Source organism: Arthrobacter sp. 2MCAF15 (assembly GCF_052115605.1).
Taxonomy (GTDB): Bacteria; Actinomycetota; Actinomycetes; order Actinomycetales; family Micrococcaceae; genus Arthrobacter.
In genome coordinates this window covers 39,719-62,026 of sequence record NZ_JBFRGZ010000003.1, presented here as the reverse complement: position 1 = coordinate 62,026, position 22,308 = coordinate 39,719, and the positions used below count along the sequence as shown (strand labels likewise).

The window sequence follows — 22,308 nt, the reverse complement described above, 5'->3', positions numbered from 1 at the left end:
ATATGCACATAGCTACGCTCTTATCAGCGCCAGTTTTTGTAGCGCTCCAATTTTAGAGGACCGGGCCGGTGGCCCGGCCGAATTTCAAAGGAGAAATCGATGGCTGACAGCTTAGGAGTCGCCGTAATCGGCGCAGGCATGGCAGGGAAGGCGCACGCCGCCGCTTACCGGACGGCCTCTGCGCTGTACAGCCCGGTTCTTCCTCCCATCCGGCTGGTCTCGATCGGCGACGTCAACGCCGAGTTCGGTTCCCTGGCCGCAAAGCGTTTTGGTTACGAGCGCAATGACACGTCGTGGCAGGCGATCGCCGAGGCCGACGACATCGACGTCGTGAGCGTCGTGATCGCGAACTCCCTGCACCGCGAAGTCGTGGAGGGCCTGCTGGCCGCCGGCAAGCACGTGCTGTGCGAGAAGCCGCTGAGTGACACCATCGAAGACGCCCGCGCCATGGCGGACGCGGCCCGCAGCGCCAGCTCGATTGCCCGCATCGGGTTCACCTTTCGCCGCACGCCGGGCATCGCGTACATCCGCGACCTCATCCGAAACGGTGTCCTGGGCAACGTCCTGCACTTCAGCGGCCGCTACTGGACCGACTACGGCTTCAGCCCCTCGGCGCCGATGAGCTGGCGCTACAAAGGCGGCCCCGGCTCCGGTGCGCTGGCCGACGTCGGCAGCCACCTCACGTACGTCTCCGAGTTCCTCTGCGGCGACATCAAGTCCATCACCGGTGGCCGCCTCAGCACCGTGATCGGCAAGCGCCCGCTGCCGCTCGGCGCCGTCATGGGACACGACCATGCAGCGGTGAGCGACACGTTCGAGCCGGTCGAGAACGACGACTACGCGGCGTTCTCCGCCGAATTCGAGAACGGCGCAGGCAGCTTTGAAGTCTCCCGCGTCGCGGCCGGCCACGCCAACAGCCTCAACTTCGAAGTGTTCTGCGAGAACGGTGCGGCCAAGTTTGACCAGCGCCGCCCCTCCGAAATCCAGCTGTTCCTCAACGACGGTTCCGGTAACGAGAACGGGTACCGCCAGGTCATCCTCGGCCCGGGCCACCCCTACATCGCCGGCGGCCTGGCCATGGACGCCCCCGAGGTCGGCTTCGGCCAAAACGACGCCTTCGGCTACCAGGCCCGGGCGTTCCTCGAAGAAGTTGCAGGCCTGAGTGAAGAAGAATCCCTGCCCCGTTGCGCCACGTTCGACGAAGGCGTTCGCAACATGGAACTCCTCGGCGCGGTCACCGAATCCGCTCTCAACAACGGAAAGAAGATCACGCTATGAAACTCGGGGTCTACAACGCAATCCTGCACGACCGGCCGCTTCCCGAGGCGCTGAAGGTCATCGCCGGCCTGGGCCTGACCGGCATCGAAATCAATACCGGAGGATTCCTGCCGGCGGTCCACGTCCCCACCATGGACCAGATTCTCGAATCCGATGCGGCCCGCGATGACTACCTCGCGATTTTCGAGGGGACCGGTGTCTCGATCGCGGGGCTGAACTGCAACGGCAACCCGCTGCACCCCAAGCGTGAAATCGGCGAGAAGCATGCCGAGGACATCCGCCGCTCCATCCGGCTGGCGCAGCGGCTGGGACAGGACCGCGTGGTGACCATGTCCGGCCTGCCCGGCGGCGAACCCGGGGCCACCACGGTCAACTGGGTAGTCAACGCCTGGAACTCGGCCGCCCTGGACGTGCTCGACTACCAGTGGAGCATCGCGGCGGACTTCTGGAAGGAAACCGACCGCCTCGCCGCCGACCATGGCGTGAAGGTTGCCCTTGAACTGCACCCGCAGAACATCGTGTTCAACACAGCCGATGTCCACAGGCTCATCGAGCTCACCGGCGCCACCCATGTCGGCGTCGAGCTGGACGCCTCACACCTGTTCTGGCAGCAGATGGATCCGGTGGCGGTGGTCCGCGAACTCGGTCCGCTGGTGTTCCAGGCTGCGGCGAAGGACGTCCGCGTGAACAAGGACAATGCCGCACTCTACGGTGTCCTGGACAACAGCTTCCGCCGGCTCTCCCCGGAGGAAAACCGCACCAACCTCGGCGGCGACGAGTGGGCCAACGAGTGGCCCAAGGCCTCGGCGTGGGACTTCGTGGCGCTGGGGCGCGGGCACGACACCGCCTACTGGACCGAGTTCCTGCGCGCCCTGTACGAGGTGGACCCCAACATGCTCGTCAACATCGAGCACGAGGACGTCTCCCTGGGCCGGATCGAGGGCCTCCAGGTGGCGGCCAAGGTGCTGCGGGACGCTGACGCTGCGCTCTCGGCGTCGCTGCACCTTACGAACTGACAGCCCGGCGGCCTGGCGGGCTACGGCCTGCCTGCCCTCGCAACCGCGAGGTCGCCGGAACGCTGCGGGGTCGCCGGAAACTTCCGGCGATCTGGCACGCTTCCGGCGACCTCGACGGCGGCAACCGACGGCGGGACGGGTCGGCGGCGGGACGACCCTACGAGTAGTAGCGGCCCAGGGTTTCGGCCTTGAACTCGAAGAAGTCGCCGGCCTCGATGGCGAGCCGGGCGTCGTCGACCATCTTCACCACGAAGCGCTCGTTGTGGATCGAGATCAGGGTGGCCGAGACCATCTCCTTGGCCTTGAACAGGTGGTGGATGTAGGCCCGCGAGTAGTTCAGGCAGGCGTAGCAGTCGCAGCCTTCCTGCAGCGGGCCGAAGTCGCGCTTGTACTTGGCGCCGGAGAGGTTGTACCGGCCGGTGGGGTGGTAGAACGCCGAGTTGCGGGCCACCCGCGTGGGGGAGACGCAGTCGAACGTGTCTGCGCCGTTCTCGATGGCGGTGAAAATGTCGTCCGGTTCGGAGATGCCCAGCAGGTGGCGGGGCTTGTTCTCCGGCAGTTCCTCGTTGCACCATCGCACGATCGTGCCGAGGTTCTCTTTCTCCAGAGCCCCGCCGATGCCGAAGCCGTCAAAGTTCATGGCGCCGAGGTCGCGGCAGGCCTTGCGGCGCAGGTCCTCGTACTGGGCACCCTGGATGACGCCGAACAGGGCCTGGTAGGGCTTGCCGGTGCGCTCGTCCGTGAGCCGGAAGTGCTCGGTGATGCAGCGTTCGGCCCAGCGCCTGGTCCGTTCCAGGGACTCCTCCTGGTAGCCGCGGGAGTTCTGCAGCGTGGTCAGCTCATCGAACGCGAACATGATGTCCGCGCCGATCTGGTGCTGGACATTCATGGAGATCTCGGGGCTGAAGCGGTGCCGGTCGCCGTTGAGGTGGCTCTTGAACCACACGCCTTCCTCGTCCACGTGGGCCAGGCGCTCCTTGCCGGGGGCTACGGCGTCGTCGGGTCCTGAGCTGTCCACCGATTTCATGTCGATGACTTTTTTGAACCCCGAGCCCAGGCTCATCACCTGGAAACCGCCGGAATCCGTGAACGTGGGTCCGCGCCAGTTCATGAACGCGCCCAGCCCGCCGGCCTCGTCCAGGATGTCCGCGCCCGGCTGCAGGTACAGGTGGTAGGCGTTGGCCAGCACGGCCTGCGCGCCGAGATCGGCGATGGATTCCGGCAGCACGGATTTGACCGTGGCCTTGGTGCCGACGGCGATGAACGCCGGGGTCTGGATCTCCCCGTGCGGGGTGGCGATGGTGCCGGTCCGGCCCAGGAATTCACCGCCGTTTTCGGCTACCTGCGCGGACGACGGCGGGCACGCCTCGCTCAGGCGTTTGCCCACGCGGAAGGAGAATTCGGACTGCCGGGCAGGCGCGGGCGAAGACTCGGGCAGAGACCCGGGCAGAGACTCGGGCAAGGACTCGGGCAGAGACGAAGAGTCAGGATTGGCTGGCACGGTTCAAGTGTGCCAGCTAACGCTGCCCTTGCCTTAGTGGACGGGATCCGATGTGGGGTAGTTCTCAGCCCGCCACTTGTCCCAGTAATTGCGGACAGCCTCCAGCTGGTGGGCCCCGAGGTCGTAGGTGGAGACGATCGCGAGGGATCCGCCGTCGGGCCGGACGTCAGCGATGGCGGGCTGGTCAGCCACGATCAGCAGCCCCTCTCCGTGCTCGGCGTAGTGGTGCACCGTCAGGCCGACCTGGTGGTTGCTGCGGAACCACACCTTGCCGGAGAGCTCCTCGCCCGTGGGCAGGGTGAGCGAATACGCGTCCCCGGGCGACGGGACGTCGCTGAGCCCGAGTTTTTCTATTGCGGACCCGCCGGTGCCGGGCACGGAGAAGAAAAAGGTCCGGCGCTTGCTGTGCGGGTGGCGTTCCAGGGCAAAGCGCAACTGGTGCAGGAAGGTCAGCCAGCCCTGGGTGATGTCCTCATCCCAGGCCGCCCACTCGGAATTGTGGTCGATCGCCGCCCGGGTGACGCTGACTTCCGTGCCCGTGGGGACGGGTTTCAAGGTAAAGACGTCTCCGCCGTCGACCACCAGGGAGGTGTGGTCTGCGCCTTCGACCACATTGGGGCCGAAGTAGATTTCCTTGATTTCGGCCTCTTGGTCATCGGCCACCCAGCCGTGCCATTGGGCGATCAGGGCGGGTTCGCGCAGCATTGTCCAAACTTGCTGCGCGTCAGAATTAATTACAACGCTCAGATTGTTCGTCATGGGGTGAATCTATAACGCCCGGGCCCCGAACGGGTAGGGCCGGACCGTAGGGCCATCCACTGAGGGCCCAACGGGCGGGGGGCCGGCTTCAGGCGCGGACCGACTCGAGCTCGTTGCCGATCCGGCGGTCCAGCTCGGTGGCGCCGATGGTTTCGGAGCCGCCATGCGCGCGCAGGAACAGGAGCGCCTCAAGCCGCAGCAGCCGCCATTCGCGTTCCGCGTCCGGGTTCGCGTTGTCGATCGAGCGGAAGATTTCCTTGTCGTACAGGTTGGGCTCGTTGAGCGAGCGCTGACGGACCTTGGCGTTGATCCTGGCCTTGAACGGGTCCATTTCCATGTCCTCGGGCGCGCGGAGGAGTTTCTCGTAGATCCCGGCGCGCTGGTCCTGCCCCAGCTGGCCGCAAATGTAGCTGGAAAGCGCCAGCGTTGACTCCACCGAGGCCCAGCGGTCGGGGTTGCCGTCGAACGGCAGGACGTTGAGGAGGTCGGCTACCGCCAGGGCGTTCTCGGCGTCCTTGAGGATGATGAAGAGCTCGTGCGCGAGGTCGCTGAGGTCCTTCAGGCAGCTTCCGGACTTGGTGTTGATGCCCTTGGCGAGCCGTTCGCCGAGCAGTTGCACGCCGACAGAGCCGGGATGGGCCTCAGCCACGGCCTCCACCACAGACTCCGGCGTGCCGTCCGGGACCGGGATGAGCGCCAGGTCCGCCTCGCTGGGCTGGCTCACCGCGGGCGGTGCAACCGGCAGCGGAGGAACGACGACGGCGGCCGCGGCAGGCGCCTCAGCTTCCGGCTCGGAGGACTGCCCGGACGCCCGATCGTCGCCGCCGTCGGAAGCGGCACCTCCGTCGGAATTGCCGCCGCCGTCGGAAGCGCCGTCGGAAATAACTGCGTTGCCCGGCTCGGCATCCGCCGCGAGCCGGATCGTGGACCCTGCCGCGATCCGCAGCATGCCGCCGCCGCTGAGGGTCGCCAGGACCATCGCGGGAGTGCCGAAATCGTCGGCTTCGACGTCCACGCGCTGGACCTCGGCGGAGCGGTTTCCGTCGGGCAGGATCAGGTGGTCGCCGGCCTGCAGAGAGCCAGCCTGCTGTTCACTGTAGTTCCGGGAGGCTGGGGGGTGGGTCATCGGGAGTCCTTAAAGTTCTCTTGCGGTCCGCCCAACAGTCTACAAAATCGGGTGCGTGAAGTCGGGGACGCAGCGGAGCCCCCGAGCGTCCCGGCCGTCGCCGGACCCAGAGGAGCCGGCTAGTTGCCGACGCCCGCGAAGGCCAGCGCCTGCCGGATCAGGGCCCCGCGGCCGCCGCTGAATTCGAGCTGCACGTCCGAGCTCATGACCTCCTGCGGGGTCATCCACGTCAGCTCGAGGGCGTCCTGCCGCGGGGAGCAATCGCCCGTGACAGGAATGACGTACGCCAGGGAGACGGCGTGCTGGCGGTCGTCCGTGAAGCCGGTATGGGACGGCGACGGGAAGTATTCGGCCACCGTGAACGGCACCGGGCTGACCGGCAGTTGCGGGAAGGCCAGCGGGCCCAGGTCCTTCTCCATGTGGCGGAGGAGCGCGGCGCGGATGGTCTCGCGGTAGAGAACGCGGCCGGACACCAGGGAACGGACCATGGTGCCGTCCTCGTCGGCCTGCAGGAGGGTGCCGACCTCGTTCACGAACCCGAGCGGGTCCAGCCGGACCGGAACAGCCTCGACATAGACCATCGGCAGCCGGCCACGGGCTTCGAACAGGTCGTCGTCGGAGAGCCAGCCGGGATTCGGGTCAGGGGTGCGCACGTTCATGGTTAAGTTCTACCCCATCCCTGACCCGAACCCGGTTCCGTCACTCAGATCGCCAGCACCGATTCCAGCGGCTCGCCGGCCGCGATCCGTGCCAGCATCGCCGGTTCGGCGGCATCGGAGGCCAGTGCCTGGCCCAGGACCCCGGCCGCCGCGTCGGGGGACAGGACGATCACGCCGTTGTCGTCCCCGAGCACCCAGTCGCCCGGATTGACTTCGACGCCGCCGCACTGCACCGGGACGTTCACGGCGGAGCCGCCGCTGCGGACCCTTTTGGTGGTCAGGCACGAGGTACCGCGGGCGAAGACCGGCAGGCCGGTGGTGCGGAGCTCCAGGATGTCGGTGGCCACGCCGTCGACGACGACGCCGGCGGCGCCTTGCGCGCTGGCTGCTGCCGCGGTGACCGCGCCCACCGGTGCGTGCCGGTGGTCACCGGACATGTCCACCACCAGCACGGCGCCCGGGTACAGCTCAAGGAGGGCACGGTTCATCGCGTAGGCGTCATTCTCCGCGATCCGCACCGTGACCGCTGGGCCCGCCACCTTGACGCCCTCGAGCAGCGACCGGATGGCCGGATCCGCGAATCCTTCCTCCAGGAAGTGCCCGATCGTCGGGTAGCTGACTGCGGCGAGCCCTTCAGCTAGCGCCCCGCTCACTGTGCTGACGGCGCTCACTCAGCCTCCCGCGTCGTCGTGCGGGCAACCACGGCCACGCATTCGATTTCCAGCGCGACGCCCCACAGGCTGACGCAGACGGTGGTCCGCGCAGGCTTGGCGGTGCCGAAGAACTCGGAGTAGACCCGGTTGTAGGGCTCGAGCTGGTCGGGATCCGTGAGGTAGCCGTTGACCTTGACCACGTGTTCCAGGCCGGATCCGGCCTCCTCAAGCACGGACCGGAGGTTGATGATGGTCTGGCGCACCTGGTCCTCGAACGTGTCCGGCTGGTCATCCAGGCCGCTGATCGCGGGAATTTGGCCGGCGGTGAACACGAAACCGTTGGCGGCCACAGCCTGGGAGAACGGCCCGACGGCGGCCGCGCCGCCCGGGATCTGGGCGATCCGGCGGACGGCCCCGTCTACGGGAAGATCAGCGGACAGTTCAGCGGACAGATCTGCGGACAGTTCAGCGGGAAGAACTTCCTGCGGAACGCTCATTTGGCGGCCACCGCGTCGGCGGAGGAGTGAGTGGCTGCGTCGGTGGCTGTGTCCGTGGGGGCGGAGTCGACGGCGTCGATGTTGCCGTGCCGGGTTTCGGTCAGGACAAACAAGGCTCCCAGCGAGACGAGGGCGGCGGCCATGATGTACCAGGCGATGGAGGAACTCTGGTGGGTCATGCCGAGCAGCCAGGTGGTGATGAACGGAGTGGCGGCGCTGCCGAGGAGCCCGGAGAGCATGTAGGCCACGGACAGCCCGGAGTAGCGGACCTTGGAACCGAAGAGCTCGGCGAGGAACGTGGCGATAGGCCCGTAGTTGGCGGCGAAGGCCGTCATCATGGCGAGGTAGGCGACGAACAGCAGCGGCACGGACTTGGTGTCCATGAGCCAGAACATCGGGAACGCCAGGGCAGCCTCGGCGGCGACGCCGGCGTAGATGATCGGCTTGCGGCCATGCTTGTCAGAGAGCCGGCCGAAGAAGGGGATCAGGACAAAGCACAGGGCGCAGGCGGCCAGGACCACCCACAGCATCAGCGCCTCCGAGTGGCCCAGTTCCTTCTTGCCGTAGGAGACGCCTGAGGCGACCAGCAGGGTGAAGGTGCTGCCGGTGGACAGGGTGGCGACGCCGCCGAGGATGACCTGCTTCCAGTACTTGGCCATGAGGGCCGCGAAGGGCAGCTTGGCCTTGGCGCCGGCATCCTTGACCGCCTGGAACGACGGGGTTTCCTCGATGTGCAGCCGGATGTAGATGCCCACGGCCACAAGCAGTGCGGAGGCCAGGAACGGGATGCGCCAGCCCCAGCTGAGGAGGGCCTCGCTGCTGACGCTCGAGGCGACAATGAGGAACGCGACGTTGGCGATCAGGGTTCCGGCGGGCACACCCACCTGGACCAGCGAGCCGTAGAACCCGCGCTTGGAGGCCGGAGCATGCTCCACCGTCATCAGCACGGCGCCGCCCCATTCGCCGCCAAGGGCCAGGCCCTGGATGACGCGCAGGAAGAGCAGCAGCAGCGGAGCCATGATCCCAATGCTGTTGTAGTCCGGCAGCAGGCCGATGGCGAAGGTGGCGGCGCCCATGGTCAGCAGGGAAATCAGGAGCATGGATTTGCGGCCCAGCCGGTCCCCGAAGTGACCGAAGATGATGGCGCCGACCATGCGTGCGATGTAGGCGGAGGCGAAGGTTCCGAAGGCGAGCATGGTGCCCACGATGGGGTCGAAGCTGGGGAAGAAGATCTTATTGAACACCAGGGCGGAGGCGGTGCCGAATACAAAGAGGTCGTACCACTCGACGGTGGTGCCGATGACGCTGGCGAGGGCGATTTTGCGCATTTTGGCCAGGTCCAGGCGGGCAGCCGCGTGGGACGTGGTTTCTACCGATTGAGCCATCAATATCTCCAGATGGGGGTGCGGGGACGAATGTCCAGTGCAAGGTAGTAGCCAACTATTCTGTGTTGGTGATCACAGCTCAATGGCGAAAACCCCACCAAAAAAGGCCCCGAAGTGTGTGTTCACACAACCCTTACGCCCAGGCGACCACCAGCCGTGCGGCCTGGGCCGGGATGGTCAGGTCGATTCCAGTCAGTTCCTGGAAGCGGTTGAGCCGGTTCAGGATGGTGTTCCGGTGGCAGAACAGCTGCTCTGCCGTGGCGGTGATGTTCCCGGTGGAGAGGTAGTGCTGCACCGTTTCCCTGAGCCGTTCCCGTTCCCCGCCGCGGCATTCCTCCAGCGACTCCTCCAGCTGGGCGGCGAGGTCCAGCCCGGCGTCCTGGAGGTTTTGCTGGGCCAGCCGGCTCCACGCGGCGTCGGCGGAAAGGGGGCCGGCGTCGCCCGGGCGAAGCAGCGCAGCGAGGCTCTCCGCGGTGCGGGCCGCGGCGGGGAGGCCGCGCAGTCCGTGCACCTGGGGGACGTAGCCGCAGGGAATATCGGCCACGAGCGGCGGCAGCTGCGGCGCGCTTCGCGCATCCCGGGACCTGCCCGCGGCCGGCGGCCCCGGCAGCAGCGGCCAAAAGAGATAGGTGTTTCCGCCGGATTCGTGCAGGAAGATCTTTTGGCGGCGCTGGGCGGCGCCGAACTGGGTCGCGGCCGCGTGAAGGCGGGCCCCGGCCTCGCCGCTGGCCGCCACCAGACCGCACCGGACCTCCGGCCCGATGCCCAGGGCGGCGCCCACCTGCGACGACGTTTCGGCCGACGGCGTGCTCTGGTTGAACAGCCGGGCGATGAATTCGTGCTGGATGCTGGACTCTTCCTGGGCCATGCGCACGCGCTCGGTCAGGTAACTCATATGGGTCCGGGTGGCGAATTCATCGACGACCCGCCACACCAGGTCCACCCGGGAGGCGAGCAGGCCCGCGTCCTGGGGCGCGGCGATCTCCAGGAGGTCGGCCCAGAGGATGCTGAAATCCAGCCGCACCGCCGAGGTCAGGGATTCCGGCGGGATCCCGGCCCGGGCCCGCTTGGAACCGAGGTCCGAGGCAAAGTCGAGCAGCCCGTCCCGCGCCGTCTCCGCCGGTCCCCGGAGGCCGTGGATGAGCCGACGGAACGTTTCCCGTGCCGTGTCCCGGATTTCCAGGACGGTCACCTGGCTTTCGCCGTACTCCGGGATTTGCCGGACCCGGGCCGTGAAAGCCTGGGCCAGGATGTCCAGCCGTCCTTCCAGCTGGTCCACGAGTTCACTCCAGCGGAACGCATCCCCCGGCGATTCAAAATTGTGCATTCTCACATTCTAGAGGCTGTAATGCGTGGCGCACTGCTAGTCATTTTGGGAAAATCTACTGGCAGAATGGAATGACGCACCAGGGGTGAGCCCAATCACACCCGCCGGAGGCGTCCCGCCCGCATCGTCTCGGCCGGAATCGTCGCTGGCCAAGGGGATGACCGCACGGGACCGCCGCCGACCAGTCACATTTATTTGGAGTAAATCATGGCAAGCAGCGCAAGCAACGCCACCACCATCGCCAGCCCGCAGTTACCCGGGGTTGTCGATGAGAGCGTGGCCAAGAAAGTCGCCCTCGCGGCCCTCGTCGGGACGGCGCTGGAGTGGTACGACTTCTTCCTGTTCACCACCGCCGCGGCGCTGGTGTTCAACGCGCAGTACTTCGTGTCGCAGGACCCGTTCGTCGCGGCCATGAGCTCCTTCGCCACCCTGGCCGTGGGCTTCGTGGCCCGCCCGATCGGCGGCTTCATCTTCGGAGCCCTGGGCGACAAGGTGGGCCGGAAGAAGATCCTCATGGTCACCATCGTGGGCATCGGCCTCGTGACCGGGCTCATCGGCCTGCTGCCGAACTACATGGCGATCGGCGTCGCAGCCCCCATCCTGCTGGTCGCGCTGCGCATCCTGCAGGGCCTCGCCGTCGGCGGCGAGTGGAGCGGCGCGGTAATCATCGCCGTCGAAAACGCCCCGGTCGCCAAGCGCGCCCGCTACGCCGCTCTCCCGCAGCTCGGCTCGCCGATCGGCACCATCCTGTCCTCGGGCGGGTTCTTCGGAATGCTTTACCTGGTGGGCCAGGCTAACTTCGACGCCTGGGGCTGGCGCATCCCGTTCATCGCGGCGATCCCGCTGCTGGCCGTCTCGATGTGGATCCGCAGTAAGCTCAGCGAGTCCCCGGAATTCGAAGCCCTCATGGAGTCCGGCGAGACCGAGCACGCCCCCATCCGCGGCGTCCTGACCAAGAGCTGGCGCCAGATCCTGGTAGGCATGTGCTCCGCGTTGCTGGGCATCGGCGGTTTCTACCTCATCACCAGCTTCGTGGTGTTCTACGGCACCAAGGTGCTCAAGATGCCCTCCGAAACGCTGCTGCTCGGCTCGCTGCTGGCCGCCGTCGTGGAAATCTTCGCCCTGATCTGGGCCGGGCGCATGGGCGAGAAGTTCGGGGCCAGCAAGGTCATCCTCTGGGGCGGCATCGCCTCGGCCGTCATCGCCGTACCCGTCTTCCTCGCCATCGACACCGCCAACCCCGTCCTGGTCGTCCTGGCCATGATCGTTGGCGTGTCCACCCTGTCCATCCCGTACGCGGTGTCCGGAACGGCCCTGACCGCACTCTTCGCCACCAAGGTCCGCTACACCGGCGTCGCCATCACCTCCAACAGCGCCGGCGTCATCTCCGGCTTCGTGCCGCTGATCGCCACGGCCCTCGTCGCCGCCAACGGCAACTCGTTCTGGCCCGGCGCCATCATCTTGCTGGTGGTGTCCGTGCTGACCGCACTGTCCGGCATTTTCCTCCCCGCGCTGAGCATTGAAGAAAAGGGAATGAAGCATTGAGCACCACTACAACCGCAGGGCACCTGATTGTTGCCCAGCTGGAACGGGCCGGCATCCAGCGCGTCTACGGCGTCCCCGGCGAGAGCTTCCTGGATGTGCTGGACGGCCTGCACGGCTCCTCGATCGAAACCGTGGTGACCCGCCACGAAGGCGGCGCCGGGTTCATGGCCCTCGCCGAGGGTCGGCTGACCGAACTTCCGGGCGTGGCCATGGTGACCCGCGGTCCCGGCGCCGCCAACGCGTTCATCGCCGTCCACACCGCGCACCAGGACGCCACCCCGATGATCCTGTTCGTCGGCCTCATCCCGGTGGCGGACCGCGGCCGGGAGTCGTTCCAGGAATTCGACATCAACGCCTGGTTCGGCAGCACCGCCAAGAAGGTGGTGACACTCGACGACGCTGCCTCCGCCGCCCGCGTGGTGGATGACGCGATCTTCACTGCCCTCAGCGGCCGGCCGGGTCCAGTGGTGATCGGCCTTCCCGAAGACGTGCTGGTCCACGCCATCGAGTCCGGCACCGTGGACCCCCGCACCGTGGCCCGGACCGAACCGGCGGCGGCGGACCTCGCCGGCCTCGAAACGAAGCTGGCCGCGGCCAGGAAGCCCCTGATCGTGGTGGGCGGCGAAGGCTGGGACCAGGCGTCCTCCGACGCGCTGGCCGGCTGGGCCTCCCGGCACGGTGTCCCCGTGCTTGCGGACTTCCGCGCCTACGACGCCGTCCCGCACTCCAGCGACTCCTACGCCGGCTACCTCGGCTACGCCCGCAGCGACGCCAACGCCCGCCGCCTCGACGAGGCCGACCTGCTGGTGTTCGTCGGCTGCGTCCGCGCCGACGTCCTCTCCGACGGCTACAAGCGCGGACTGGATGCCGTCACCGTCGTCGTCCACCCCGGCGCCGACCTGCTGGGCCACTTCGGCCGGCTGGACCAGCACATTCCGGCCCACGTCGCGTCCTTCGCCACGGCACTCGCCGGCACGGAATCCGCGGTGGAACCGGCGGCCGGCTGGCTGGCCGCGGCCCGCGCGGACTACGAGAAGTTCTCGTCGGCGCAGCCGGACGGGGGCACCGGCGTGGATCTCGCCGTCGTAATGGAAATCCTCAAGCAGGAAATGGACCACGACGCCGTGATCACCTACGGGGCCGGGAACCACTCGCTGTGGCCGGCCCGCTACCTCAAGCACACCACCGCGAACTCCCTCGCCGCGCCCCGCAACGGCGCCATGGGAATGGGGATCCCGGCCGCAGTGGCCGCGTCCCTGGCCTACCCCGGCCGCCAGGTGATCTCCGTGGCAGGCGACGGCTGCTTCATGATGAACGGCCAGGAAATCGCCACCGCCATGGGCCACGGCGGGAAGTTCATCGCCCTGGTGGTGGACAACGGCATCTTCGCCACCATCCGCGAACACCAGGAAGGCCATTACCCGGGCCGTCCGTCGGGCACCCACATGACCAACCCGGACTTCGCCGCGTTGGCCCGGTCCTACGGCGGCTACGGCGAGCGCGTGGAGAAGGCCGAGGACTTCGGCGCAGCCTTCCGCCGGGCCGTCGACTCCGGACTGCCGGCGGTCCTGCACCTCCCGCAGGACCCCGCCACCCGCTCACCCAAGACCGCCAGCAACTGACCGGAGCCCGCCATGATCACCCTGCACAACATCATCAACGGCGAGATCGTCCAAGGCCGCGCCGCGGACGGAACAGTCGCGGACGGCTCGGCCGAAGCCACCCTGCCGTTCTTCGACCCCGCCACCGGAGCCCAGCTCGGCACCGCCCCGGACAGCGACGCCGCCACCGTGGACCGGGCTTTCCAGGCCGCCCACGCTGCCTTCAAGAGCTACAAGCGGACCACGCCGGCCGAACGCCAGGCCATGATGCTCACCCTCGCCGACCTCATCGAGGCCAACGTGGACAGGCTCCTGGACGCCGAGGTGGCCTGCACGGGCAAGCCCCGCGAGGTCACCCGCGAGATCGAGATCCTCCGCGGCGCCGACCAGTTGCGCTTCTTCGCCGGCGCCTGCCGCGTGGTCTCCGGGACGGCGCAGACCGAATACGTCCGCGGCTTTTCCTCGACCGTCCGGCGCGAGCCCCTCGGCGTGGTCGCCCAGATCACCCCGTGGAACTACCCGTTCATGATGGCCATCTGGAAGATCGGTCCCGCGCTGGCCGCCGGCAACACCCTGGTCCTGAAGCCCGCGGACACCACCCCCTGGTCCACCCTGATCCTGGGCGAACTGGCGCAGGAGGCCTACCCGGCCGGCGTCGTGAACGTCATCTGCGGCGGCCGCGGGACCGGCGCCGCCATGGTGGATCACGAGATCCCGGAAATGGTGTCCATCACCGGCTCCACCCGGGCCGGGGCGCAGGTCATGTCCGCGGCGTCCAAGACCCTCAAGGACGTCCACCTGGAACTCGGCGGCAAGGCGCCCGCGATCGTCTTCGCCGACACCGACGTCGACCAGGCGGCCAGGGAGATCGCGCTCGGCGCGTTCTTCAACGCCGGGCAGGACTGCACCGCCGTGACCCGCGTGCTGGTGGAGGAACCGATCCACGCAGAGTTCGGCGCCGCGCTGGCCGCGGCCGCCGCAGCGCTCAAGGTCGGCGGCGACGCCGCTGACCTGGGCCCGCTGAACAGCGCCGCCCAGCTGGACCGGGTGGAGGGCTTCATGTCCCGGCTCCCCGCGAACGCCAGGGTCCTCGCCGGAGGCAAGCGGACAGGCACCGGCTTCCACTTCGAACCCACCGTGATCGACGGGGTGTTCCAGGCCGACGAGGTGGTGTGCGAGGAAATCTTCGGACCCGTCGTCACCATCCAGGCCTTCCGGGACGAGGCGGAAGCCGTCGAACTGGCCAACGGGACCAAGTACGCGCTGGCCTCCAGTGTCTGGTCGAACAACCACGGCGTGGTCACCCGGGTGTCCAACGAACTCGACTTCGGCGCTGTCTGGATCAACTGCCACCAGGTGATCCCCGCCGAGGCCCCGCACGGCGGGTTCAAGCACTCCGGCACCGGCAAGGACCTCTCCGTCTTTGGCTTGGAGGACTACACGCGCCTCAAGTCAGTCACCACCTCCCACCGCTGAGAAATCCGCTAGGTAATCCCATGAAACTCGATCTGCTGCTGCGCAACGCGGACATCATCACCATGGACGCGCGCCGCCCGCATGCCACCTCGCTGGGAGTCTGGCAGGGCCGGATAGTGGGCCTGGACGATGACCTGGACGGGTTGGAGGCCGCCGAGGTCCTGGACCTGGCCGGCGCCACCGTGACGCCCGGGTTCATCGACGCGCACTGCCACACCACCTGGTTCGGGCTGGGCCTCGGCGAACTGGACGTCTCCGGGGCCCGTGGACTGAACCAGCTCTACGCCCTGCTGGAGGCCGGCATGGCAGCCGACGCCGCTGACGGGTCCGGGGACGGGGACGGCCAGACGCCGGGCTGGCTGCTGGCCACAGGGTTCAGCCAGACGCAGCACGGCGGCGAGTTTCCGGACATCACCGTCCTGGACCGGATCACGGGAGACCGGCCGCTGTTCATGCGGCACAATTCCGGCCACATGGCCGTGGTCAACACCGCCGCGCTCCGGCTGGCCGGCGCCGAACCGGCGTCGTTCCCGGACCCCGACGGCGGCGTGATTGTCCGCGACGCCGGCGGCCGCCCCACCGGGCTGGTCCAGGAAACCGCGCAGCAGCTGATCCAGCAGCTGATCCTGCCGTACTCCACCGAGGCGATCGAAGAAGCCCTGGACCGGGCCACCCGCCACTACGCCGCGGAGGGCATCACGAGTTTCACCGAGGCCGGGATCGGCGGGGGCTGGATCGGGCACAGCCCGGTGGAGCTGGCCGCCTACCAGCGGGCGGTGTCCGCGGGCAGGCTCCACGCCCGGGCACAACTGATGCCGGTCCTTGATGTGCTGCACCCGCTCGGCGGACCGCACACCCTGGATAAGGCGCTGGCCGGCCTGGACCTTGGCATCGCCAGCGGATTCGGCAACGATTTCCTGTCCCTGGGCCCGGCGAAGGTGTTCCTGGACGGGTCGCTGCTGGGCGAAACGGCGGCGGTCAGCCAGGACTACTGCAGCCACGGCGGGACGGACAACACCGGCAACACCGGCTACTTCCAGGCGGACCCGGAGGCGCTCCGGACCAAGATCGAGGCCGCCTACGCCGCCGGCTGGTCGATCGCGGCGCACGCCATCGGCGACCGTGCCGTTGACCTCGCCATCGACATCATCGCCGGCTGCGCCGCTAAGTACGGCCCGCGGGCGGTGCCCAACAGGATCGAACACGCCTCGATGACCCGGCCGGAGCAGCTGCCACGGCTGGCCGCCGCGGGCATCGCCGTCACCCCGCAGGCCAGCTTCTTCGCCGACGGCGGGGACGGCATGACGCTCTCCCTCGGCCCGGACCGGCTCGGCTGGGCCTACCGGGCGGCGTCGTTCCTTGCCGGGGGAGTCACCCTCGGCGGCAGCTCCGACCGTCCCGTGGCGGACGGAAACGTGCTCCGCGGAATGCAGGCCTTCGTGGACCGGCGCACCGCCTCCGGGGCCGTGTTCGGGAACCCGGACGAGCGCCTGAACCCGCTCCAGGCCCTGGCGGCGTACACCACCGGAGCCGCCGCAGCCACCGGCACCTCCGACGTCAAAGGCTCGCTGACCGCAGGGAAGCTGGCCGACTTCACGGTCCTGTCCGGTTCCCCGCTCACCGCGGACAGCATCGCCGGACTCAAGGTGCTGGCCACCGCCGTCGGGGGGAGCTTCACGTTCCGGAACCCCGACCCCACATCCCCGGTTGCGGCCGATCCGGCCGCAACCGGTCCACTCTTCAGCACTGCTACCAACCGTTCATAGGGGAACACCGTGACTACTCAGACCACTTTCAGCACCCGCGACGCAGCCTTCGTGCGGGACTTCCACATCATGAGCGAATTCGGCGCGACCGAGAACGGCGGCGTCGAACGGCAGGCCGCCAGCGTGCCGGACGGCCAGCAGCGACAGTGGCTCACGGGCCTGCTGGAGGCCAGGGGCTTCACCGTCCGGTTCGACCGGGCCGGCAACCAGTGGGGCCTGTACGAGGCCGTGCCGGGTGCTCCCTTCGTGGTGGTGGGATCCCACATGGATTCGCAGCCGACGGCGGGACGCTACGACGGCGCATACGGCGTCCTCGCTGCCGCCCACGCGGCGTTCCGGCTCGTGGAGCAGTGGGCCGCGGCCGGACCCGCCGGGCAGCCCCGGTTCAACATCGCGGTGGTCAACTGGTTCAACGAGGAAGGCTCCCGCTTCAAGCCGTCCATGATGGGCTCCTCCGTCTACACAGGCAAACTTGATCTCGACACCGCGCTGGCCACCACGGACGCGGCCGGAATCTCGGTCCGCGAGGCCCTGGACGCGATCGGCTGCCGCGGCAGTTACGAGGGCCCCGAGGCCGCGTATTGCGCCGAAATCCACATCGAACAGGGCCGCAGCATGGAGCGCGAAGGCATCACCATCGGCCTGGTGAACTCCAACTGGGCGGCCAACAAATACGAGTTCGTGGTCCACGGCGAGCAGGCCCACACCGGGTCCACCGTGATCGCGGACCGGAAAGACGCGCTGCTGGGCGCGTCCATGATGGTGGTCGCCGCCCGGGAACTCGCCGACACCTTCCCCGGCGTGCTGCACACCTCCGTGGGACAGCTGAACGTCTACCCGAACTCGCCGGTGGTTGTGCCGTCCCGGGTGAGCCTGCTGCTGGATCTGCGCAGCGCCGATGAAACTGTCCTGGCCGAGGCGGACACCCTGCTCCACGAGCGGATTTCAAAGATCGAGCGGCTGGCGAACGTCACGGTGGAACGCAACCACTCCCACTCCTGGCCCGTGACCCCGTACCAGCCCGAGGGCGTCGAGCTCGCGGCCAAGGTGGCGGCGGACCTGGGCCTGGCGAACAAGCCGGTCATGACCCTGGCCGGGCACGATTCGACCAACATGAAGGACCTGGTCCCGACGGTGATGCTGTTCGTGCCCAGCGTGGACGGAATCTCCCACAACGAGCACGAATACACCACGGACGAGGACATCGTGGCAGGCCTGACAATGCTCACCGAAGTAGTGAACCGGCTCTGCAACGGGGCGCTGGAGGACTGATAGCGGGCCTGGCGGGCGTCTCAGATTTGTCGGGGTGTTCTCTATCTATCCGCAGTTATCGATTCAAGGACGGCCTGGAACGCTGGACTTACCCGTATCGCCAGGCCACCATCGTCGGACACTTGGGTGAGTTGCTCGTAGCTTGTCCCGTCCCACCAAAAGACGTGCGGACTCAGCGGGGTAAGAGAATCGCTGTATCCCATAGCGGCGAAGCGGGCCATTCCGTTGACCGCCCCGACGACGGTGGCGTCTTCGATGATGTGCCAAACGACTTGGTGTCGATTTGGGACGCTCATGAGCCATCCGAACTCTTCTCGGACGCGCTTTCCGGAGAGTTCTGAGGCCAAGCCGGGAAGAAGGAGAGCTCGGCTCGCCGTATAGACAGAGTCGCCTAGGAGGGCAGTGAACGAGCCACCCCCCTGCATGGGGAGGGTTTCGAGTTGTTCGACTTCCAACCGACGAAGGTTAGCCATTCCCCGAGTTCTGAGGGCTTCGAACCCGCCGAACTTGTTCGCGTTGTTATGACTGAAAACCGTAACGGTGTCCGGGAGATCCAGCGCGAGCATCTCGACGATGCCCGGCGCGAACTCCCGGTGCGGGTAACCGTCGATCCCTGGCATGCTCGCTTCTTCGTAAAGACGAGCGAAGGTCTGCCTCGGTACATCAGTGGGGGTAAGGCTGTCGAAGGGATCGGGGGCATCGAAGCTCGTCAGCACGCGTTGAAGGTGTTCTCGTATCGCGCCGCGCCATGCATACGGGGGCTGGTCGTGACAGGCGGCGGCCACGTTCCACAATCCGAATTCACGTTCGGAGTCATCGACAGCATGACCGGGGTGCATAACGACTTCGAGCCCCATCTCGGCAAAGACTTCGCGCGTGATAGTTCGGAAATTGTTCGCGCTTGACGCCGTGAAGAACGTGAGGTGCGAATCAGGCGTTTCCGGTAAGGGAGACTTCTTCCTGAAGATGCCCACAATGACTCGCTTTCGTTGTGGCCGTCGATCGGCTCAAATCGATAATGCTGGTCCACCGACGGGTCGAGCTGAATGAACGGAAAAATTCCGGGGTCTCTTGAGTGAGAAAGTCTTGCGTCCCGCCTGCCCGCTATCTAGCTTGATCGCGAAGTCGAGGGCCGGATGTTTCTCTGCGCCCAACCAAGAACCACAGAACCGAGCCAAGCACCGGTACCGCAAGAACGATGAGGGCCCAAACGACAGTACCGCCGGTGGCGTGAGTCCTATTGCGCGCAATGCTCACGAGCGCTGCAATGAACAGGATTGCGTTCAGGATCATCAGGAGTCCCAGAATGCCCCAGGACGGCACCAGTGGACTTACTTCCGAATTAGTGAGCGCCAGTATCATTTTTCCCCCAAGATAGTGCGGCTGACGATGCTCAACCATATCGCCAGCTCTTGGCACTATCTGGAAATACCAACAGCGCAACTGCCACGGCAGTCAATTGCACAAGCTCGCACGGAATTCCGTTAGGCAACGGGCTTCCGATGAGCTGGCACCGAGCCGTCAGGAAGTCCAGGCTGCCTGTCGTCGTTTCCAGTCCCGGACAGTCCATGCGATGAGGGCAGCGAAAACGATCACTGCCAGAGCCGCGGAAACCCCCACCATGACGTCAATAGGCAGCAGATAGACCAGGACGGCCCGTGTGCTGGCCGCCGCACCCCAAACGGCGGAAATCTTCAGGTGCCAGCGGTGCACTGCCGGGTTGCGGTGGAATTCCCGGTCCATTTCCCCGGCACGCTCCGGACTCCAGGTCTTGGCTGCATCCAAAGTCAAGGGATGTCCCAGAGCGGCCAAAACCAGGAACGAAATACCCACGCCACCGGTGATCGCCGAGTCCTTGAGCAGCAGAAACCGTGGGTCACCGGTGAGGAAAGACAGGCCCAGGCCGAGCCCGAAGACGATGAACATCAGCATGGCAAACGGGTTCAGGGATTTTCCCCTGAACGCCGTCCACAACAGCCGGCAGGCAGCGGCTCCCGTCGCTGCCAGCAGCGCGGCCCAGTCGGTGGCACCGGCCAGGTGCAGGACGTAGTAGGCAGCGAGCGGTATCCCGACGTCCCAAGCCAGGCCGCGGACCAGCGCACGCGTCACCAAACCAGGACGTTCCTGTCCCGAAGCCTGCTCAGCGTTCATCGGGTTGCTCCATCCCTTTTCCGGACGCGGATTCTTTCAACAGCGCACCGGCAAGTTCTAGACACCGCATCCGATACCGCGCACCCGTTTCCGGGGACCAGGCCCTCCGTTGGCCGAATTCGGGGAATCGCCACACCGGGGATCGCCGAAATCGGTGAGCACAGGAGCCGCCATCTTCAGCTCCCCTCCGCTTATGACCAAGAGCTTCACCGGCCAGCAACGCCATGCTAGGTCCGAGCAGAAAGCCTCGTCAACGGGCACGGAAACCAGGTTGAATCGTCCCCGGAAGCTCCTATTGCTGTCGATTTGAGCGACCTCGCGCTCGCCAGGCATTGCGTTAAATTACATGCAAGGTCGAGCAACGTCGTCAGTCTGCTTTCCCGCTTCGCCCGGCAAAGGATCCCTATGCGGGTCTCGGGTAGATTCATGTCCTGCATGGAAGAACCGCAGCATGGATGCGGAGCAGCGGAGGCAGGAGGGGTACCTCCTGAGATTGTTGGACGGGCTCGTGAAGGCGGTGGATCGGCGGGAGGATGTCTTCCAAGTGGTCGAGGATTCAGAGGACGTAGACGAAGCGATCCGTCGTCTGATGGAACTGTTGGAGCTGGACGAATTTTCCTGCCGGGCAATCGTGGACACGCAACTCAGAAGGTTCACTCGCGAACAGCGTCACGCTATTGCTGCTCAAGCGGAAGAACTCAGATCGAACCTGTCGTCTGGCGGGGAGCCATAGAGAGTCGACTATTCCCCGCCGGGGCCCCGCCGGAGCAACGGACTCAGGCGCCTGCCGGCTTGTGCGAGATCCAGAGCATCGCGCCGTTGGGGTTCTCCGGCAGATCGGCCGCGTCCGGGTTGGCCACGTGCAGGGTCCGCCCGAACGCCTCTTCCGTCAGGCTGACCTGGTGGCCCGCGTCCGCCAGGCGGTCCCGAAGGGCGGTGAGGTCGCCGGTGTATTCAAAGCCCAGGCCGGACCGGGCGGCGCCGCTGGCCGGGCGCACCATCAGCACGCCGCCGTTCTTCGCCGTGAAGTCCGCCGTTTCGTCATCGTCCGGGGCCGGGCGCAGCCGGGCGCCCATGTTCCGCAGGGTTTGGGCCGCGGCGGCAGCGTCCGGTGTGAACCAGACTTCGACGACGGCGAGCGCCGGATCGGCGTCCGCGCACTGCGCGCCGTGGGCGGCCTTGTCCGCGAAGAAACCGAATCCGTCCTCACCGGTAATGCGGCAGGTATCGCCGTGCTCGGCAGTGACCAGCTCGGCCGGGGCGGCCCCGGCCTCCACTCCGGCGAGGTTGGTGCGGCGCGCGAACTCCGCAAGGTCTCCGACCTCGACGCCGAAGTCCGTCCTGCCGTCCAGCGTCGTTGAGTCCTGCGCGATTCCTGGTCCTCCGGGGCCCGCGGCTACGGCTCCCGCAACCACTCGGTGCAGCGCAAGCCGGCCCGAGCCGGCGTCGAACTCCTGCCAGTCGCCGTCGTCGACCGTCCGCACCATGCCGAGGGCGGACAGCAGGCGTCCCCACTGGTCCATGCGGGAGGTGTAGTGGATCGGGCGGGCGCGCAGCATGGGATCTCCTTGCTAGGACGGTTGTGGCTCCACAAGACATGGTGCCACCAAAGCACTCATCCGGTCAGCCCCGCGGGGCACAATGGGGCCATGGCTGTTGAACTCGAGGAATTGCTGGTGAAGGATGCCGCCCAGTGGCGGGCCTGGCTGGAGCAGCACCACGCGCAGAGTCCTGGTGTGTGGCTCGTGCTGCACAAGAAGGGCGGCTCGGTGACCGAGCTGGACTACGAGGCCGCGCTGCAGGAGGCGTTGTGTTTCGGCTGGATCGACGGCCAGGGCAGGCGGCGGGACGAGGAAAGCTCCTTCCAGCGGATGACCCGGCGGGGACCCAAGAGCGTGTGGTCCGCGCGGAACGTGGAGCGGATTGAACGCCTGGAATCGGCGGGGCGGATGGAGCGAGCCGGACAGGCCGCCGTCGCCGCGGCCAAGGCGGACGGGCGCTGGGAGGCCGCCTATTCGGGCCCCGCGACGGCGGAAGTCCCGGACGACCTCGCCGCGGCCATCGCGGCGGAACCCCGGGCGCAGGCGATGTTCGAGGTCCTGACGTCCGTGAACCGGTTTGCCCTGATCTACCGCACCAACTCGGTCAAACAGGCCGCCACCCGGGAGCGGAAGATCGCCGGGTTCGTGGAGATGCTCGCCCGGTACGAAACGGTGTACCCGCAGGTCAAGCGGCCCACGGAACCCTAGCCGCCGGCACCCTAGCGGCCAGCACCCCAGCGGTCGGCACCCTAGCG

Annotated in this window: 21 protein-coding genes; 9 read left to right on the top strand and 12 right to left on the bottom strand. The window is 67.0% G+C overall.

Annotated features, from left to right (window positions below):
• Nucleotides 1-99: 99 nt before the first annotated feature.
• Complete coding sequence (locus AB4089_RS03925; protein ID WP_441407993.1) at nt 100-1,278, top strand: Gfo/Idh/MocA family protein; 1,179 nt, start codon at nt 100-102, stop codon at nt 1,276-1,278.
• Complete coding sequence (locus AB4089_RS03920; protein WP_441407992.1) at nt 1,275-2,294, top strand: sugar phosphate isomerase/epimerase family protein; 1,020 nt, start codon at nt 1,275-1,277, stop codon at nt 2,292-2,294. The genes AB4089_RS03925 and AB4089_RS03920 overlap by 4 nt, the downstream gene beginning before the upstream one ends.
• Nucleotides 2,295-2,451: 157 nt before the next feature.
• On the opposite strand, the gene tgt is transcribed toward AB4089_RS03920, so the two are convergent.
• From tgt to AB4089_RS03880, 8 genes are all read right to left on the bottom strand, one after another.
• Nucleotides 2,452-3,744, bottom strand: coding sequence for a tRNA guanosine(34) transglycosylase Tgt (gene tgt / locus AB4089_RS03915; protein ID WP_441408359.1), 1,293 nt, complete (start codon nt 3,742-3,744; stop codon nt 2,452-2,454).
• Nucleotides 3,745-3,828: 84 nt separating this feature from the next.
• Complete coding sequence (locus AB4089_RS03910) at nt 3,829-4,554, bottom strand: SRPBCC domain-containing protein (RefSeq protein ID WP_441407991.1); 726 nt, start codon at nt 4,552-4,554, stop codon at nt 3,829-3,831.
• 88 nt (nt 4,555-4,642) lie between these two features.
• The gene (locus tag AB4089_RS03905) at nt 4,643-5,680 is read right to left on the bottom strand and encodes a DUF6707 family protein (RefSeq protein WP_441407990.1); all 1,038 of its coding nucleotides are present in this window, start codon (nt 5,678-5,680) and stop codon (nt 4,643-4,645) included.
• Between the two features lie 119 nt (nt 5,681-5,799).
• Nucleotides 5,800-6,339, bottom strand: a complete 540-nt coding sequence (locus AB4089_RS03900; protein ID WP_441407989.1) for an NUDIX hydrolase family protein — start codon at nt 6,337-6,339, stop codon at nt 5,800-5,802.
• Nucleotides 6,340-6,383: 44 nt separating this feature from the next.
• Entirely contained in the window at nt 6,384-7,010 is a 627-nt protein-coding gene (locus AB4089_RS03895) for an RraA family protein (RefSeq protein WP_441407988.1), read from the bottom strand.
• Complete coding sequence (locus AB4089_RS03890; RefSeq protein ID WP_441407987.1) at nt 7,007-7,489, bottom strand: RidA family protein; 483 nt, start codon at nt 7,487-7,489, stop codon at nt 7,007-7,009. Before AB4089_RS03890 ends, AB4089_RS03895 begins: the two co-directional genes overlap by 4 nt.
• Nucleotides 7,486-8,874, bottom strand: a complete 1,389-nt coding sequence (locus AB4089_RS03885; protein WP_441407986.1) for an MFS transporter — start codon at nt 8,872-8,874, stop codon at nt 7,486-7,488. The genes AB4089_RS03890 and AB4089_RS03885 overlap by 4 nt, the downstream gene beginning before the upstream one ends.
• A gap of 133 nt (nt 8,875-9,007) precedes the next feature.
• Nucleotides 9,008-10,201 carry a PucR family transcriptional regulator gene (locus AB4089_RS03880; RefSeq protein WP_441407985.1) on the bottom strand — a complete coding sequence of 398 codons (1,194 nt, stop codon included), beginning with the start codon at nt 10,199-10,201 and terminating at the stop codon, nt 9,008-9,010.
• A 207-nt stretch (nt 10,202-10,408) separates the two neighbouring features.
• On the opposite strand from AB4089_RS03880, the gene AB4089_RS03875 reads away from it, so the two are divergent.
• From AB4089_RS03875 to AB4089_RS03855, 5 genes are read left to right on the top strand one after another with little or no spacing between them, the layout of a single operon-like run.
• Nucleotides 10,409-11,746: an MFS transporter gene (locus tag AB4089_RS03875; RefSeq protein ID WP_441407984.1), complete on the top strand. Its 1,338-nt coding sequence runs from the start codon at nt 10,409-10,411 to the stop codon at nt 11,744-11,746.
• Nucleotides 11,743-13,368 (top strand): thiamine pyrophosphate-dependent enzyme, encoded by a 1,626-nt coding sequence (locus AB4089_RS03870; protein ID WP_441407983.1) that lies wholly within the window; start codon nt 11,743-11,745, stop codon nt 13,366-13,368. Before AB4089_RS03875 ends, AB4089_RS03870 begins: the two co-directional genes overlap by 4 nt.
• Nucleotides 13,369-13,380: 12 nt before the next feature.
• A complete protein-coding gene (locus AB4089_RS03865; RefSeq protein WP_441407982.1) occupies nt 13,381-14,823 on the top strand; it encodes a gamma-aminobutyraldehyde dehydrogenase in 1,443 nt (480 codons plus the stop codon).
• Nucleotides 14,824-14,843: 20 nt separating this feature from the next.
• Nucleotides 14,844-16,589 (top strand): amidohydrolase, encoded by a 1,746-nt coding sequence (locus AB4089_RS03860; RefSeq protein WP_441407981.1) that lies wholly within the window; start codon nt 14,844-14,846, stop codon nt 16,587-16,589.
• A gap of 9 nt (nt 16,590-16,598) precedes the next feature.
• Nucleotides 16,599-17,861 carry a M20 family metallo-hydrolase gene (locus tag AB4089_RS03855; RefSeq protein ID WP_441407980.1) on the top strand — a complete coding sequence of 421 codons (1,263 nt, stop codon included), beginning with the start codon at nt 16,599-16,601 and terminating at the stop codon, nt 17,859-17,861.
• Between the two features lie 41 nt (nt 17,862-17,902).
• Here AB4089_RS03855 and AB4089_RS03850 read toward each other — a convergent pair whose 3' ends face one another.
• The 3 genes from AB4089_RS03850 to AB4089_RS03840 all read right to left on the bottom strand — a co-directional run bounded on the left by AB4089_RS03850 (nt 17,903) and on the right by AB4089_RS03840 (nt 20,012).
• Nucleotides 17,903-18,835, bottom strand: a complete 933-nt coding sequence (locus AB4089_RS03850) for a hypothetical protein (protein ID WP_441407979.1) — start codon at nt 18,833-18,835, stop codon at nt 17,903-17,905.
• Between the two features lie 130 nt (nt 18,836-18,965).
• Entirely contained in the window at nt 18,966-19,154 is a 189-nt protein-coding gene (locus AB4089_RS03845; protein WP_441408358.1) for a PLD nuclease N-terminal domain-containing protein, read from the bottom strand.
• Between the two features lie 228 nt (nt 19,155-19,382).
• A complete protein-coding gene (locus AB4089_RS03840; RefSeq protein ID WP_441407978.1) occupies nt 19,383-20,012 on the bottom strand; it encodes a VC0807 family protein in 630 nt (209 codons plus the stop codon).
• Nucleotides 20,013-20,463: 451 nt separating this feature from the next.
• Here AB4089_RS03840 and AB4089_RS03835 point away from each other — a divergent pair, with 451 nt between their 5' ends.
• Nucleotides 20,464-20,745, top strand: coding sequence for a DNA gyrase subunit A (locus AB4089_RS03835; RefSeq protein ID WP_441407977.1), 282 nt, complete (start codon nt 20,464-20,466; stop codon nt 20,743-20,745).
• 43 nt (nt 20,746-20,788) lie between these two features.
• Here the strand turns inward: AB4089_RS03835 and AB4089_RS03830 are convergent, their stop codons facing one another.
• The gene (locus AB4089_RS03830) at nt 20,789-21,571 is read right to left on the bottom strand and encodes a VOC family protein (protein WP_441407976.1); all 783 of its coding nucleotides are present in this window, start codon (nt 21,569-21,571) and stop codon (nt 20,789-20,791) included.
• 90 nt (nt 21,572-21,661) lie between these two features.
• Between AB4089_RS03830 and AB4089_RS03825 the strand changes: the two genes are divergently transcribed.
• The gene (locus AB4089_RS03825) at nt 21,662-22,261 is read left to right on the top strand and encodes a YdeI/OmpD-associated family protein (RefSeq protein WP_441407975.1); all 600 of its coding nucleotides are present in this window, start codon (nt 21,662-21,664) and stop codon (nt 22,259-22,261) included.
• The last annotated feature ends 47 nt before the right edge of the window (nt 22,262-22,308 follow it).

Bases quoted from the DNA above. Each gene is read 5' to 3' on its own strand.
- AB4089_RS03880 (WP_441407985.1), bottom strand. From the start codon at position 10,201: ATGCACAATTTTGAATCGCCGGGGGATGCGTTCCGCTGGAGTGAACTC.
- AB4089_RS03875 (WP_441407984.1), top strand. From the start codon at position 10,409: ATGGCAAGCAGCGCAAGCAACGCCACCACCATCGCCAGCCCGCAGTTA.
- AB4089_RS03890 (WP_441407987.1), bottom strand. From the start codon at position 7,489: ATGAGCGTTCCGCAGGAAGTTCTTCCCGCTGAACTGTCCGCAGATCTG.
- AB4089_RS03885 (WP_441407986.1), bottom strand. From the start codon at position 8,874: ATGGCTCAATCGGTAGAAACCACGTCCCACGCGGCTGCCCGCCTGGAC.
- AB4089_RS03860 (WP_441407981.1), top strand. From the start codon at position 14,844: ATGAAACTCGATCTGCTGCTGCGCAACGCGGACATCATCACCATGGAC.
- AB4089_RS03840 (WP_441407978.1), bottom strand. From the start codon at position 20,012: ATGAACGCTGAGCAGGCTTCGGGACAGGAACGTCCTGGTTTGGTGACG.
- AB4089_RS03835 (WP_441407977.1), top strand. From the start codon at position 20,464: ATGGATGCGGAGCAGCGGAGGCAGGAGGGGTACCTCCTGAGATTGTTG.
- AB4089_RS03825 (WP_441407975.1), top strand. From the start codon at position 21,662: ATGGCTGTTGAACTCGAGGAATTGCTGGTGAAGGATGCCGCCCAGTGG.
- AB4089_RS03905 (WP_441407990.1), bottom strand. From the start codon at position 5,680: ATGACCCACCCCCCAGCCTCCCGGAACTACAGTGAACAGCAGGCTGGC.
- AB4089_RS03900 (WP_441407989.1), bottom strand. From the start codon at position 6,339: ATGAACGTGCGCACCCCTGACCCGAATCCCGGCTGGCTCTCCGACGAC.
- AB4089_RS03865 (WP_441407982.1), top strand. From the start codon at position 13,381: ATGATCACCCTGCACAACATCATCAACGGCGAGATCGTCCAAGGCCGC.
- AB4089_RS03920 (WP_441407992.1), top strand. From the start codon at position 1,275: ATGAAACTCGGGGTCTACAACGCAATCCTGCACGACCGGCCGCTTCCC.
- AB4089_RS03910 (WP_441407991.1), bottom strand. From the start codon at position 4,554: ATGACGAACAATCTGAGCGTTGTAATTAATTCTGACGCGCAGCAAGTT.
- AB4089_RS03925 (WP_441407993.1), top strand. From the start codon at position 100: ATGGCTGACAGCTTAGGAGTCGCCGTAATCGGCGCAGGCATGGCAGGG.
- AB4089_RS03845 (WP_441408358.1), bottom strand. From the start codon at position 19,154: ATGATCCTGAACGCAATCCTGTTCATTGCAGCGCTCGTGAGCATTGCG.
- AB4089_RS03830 (WP_441407976.1), bottom strand. From the start codon at position 21,571: ATGCTGCGCGCCCGCCCGATCCACTACACCTCCCGCATGGACCAGTGG.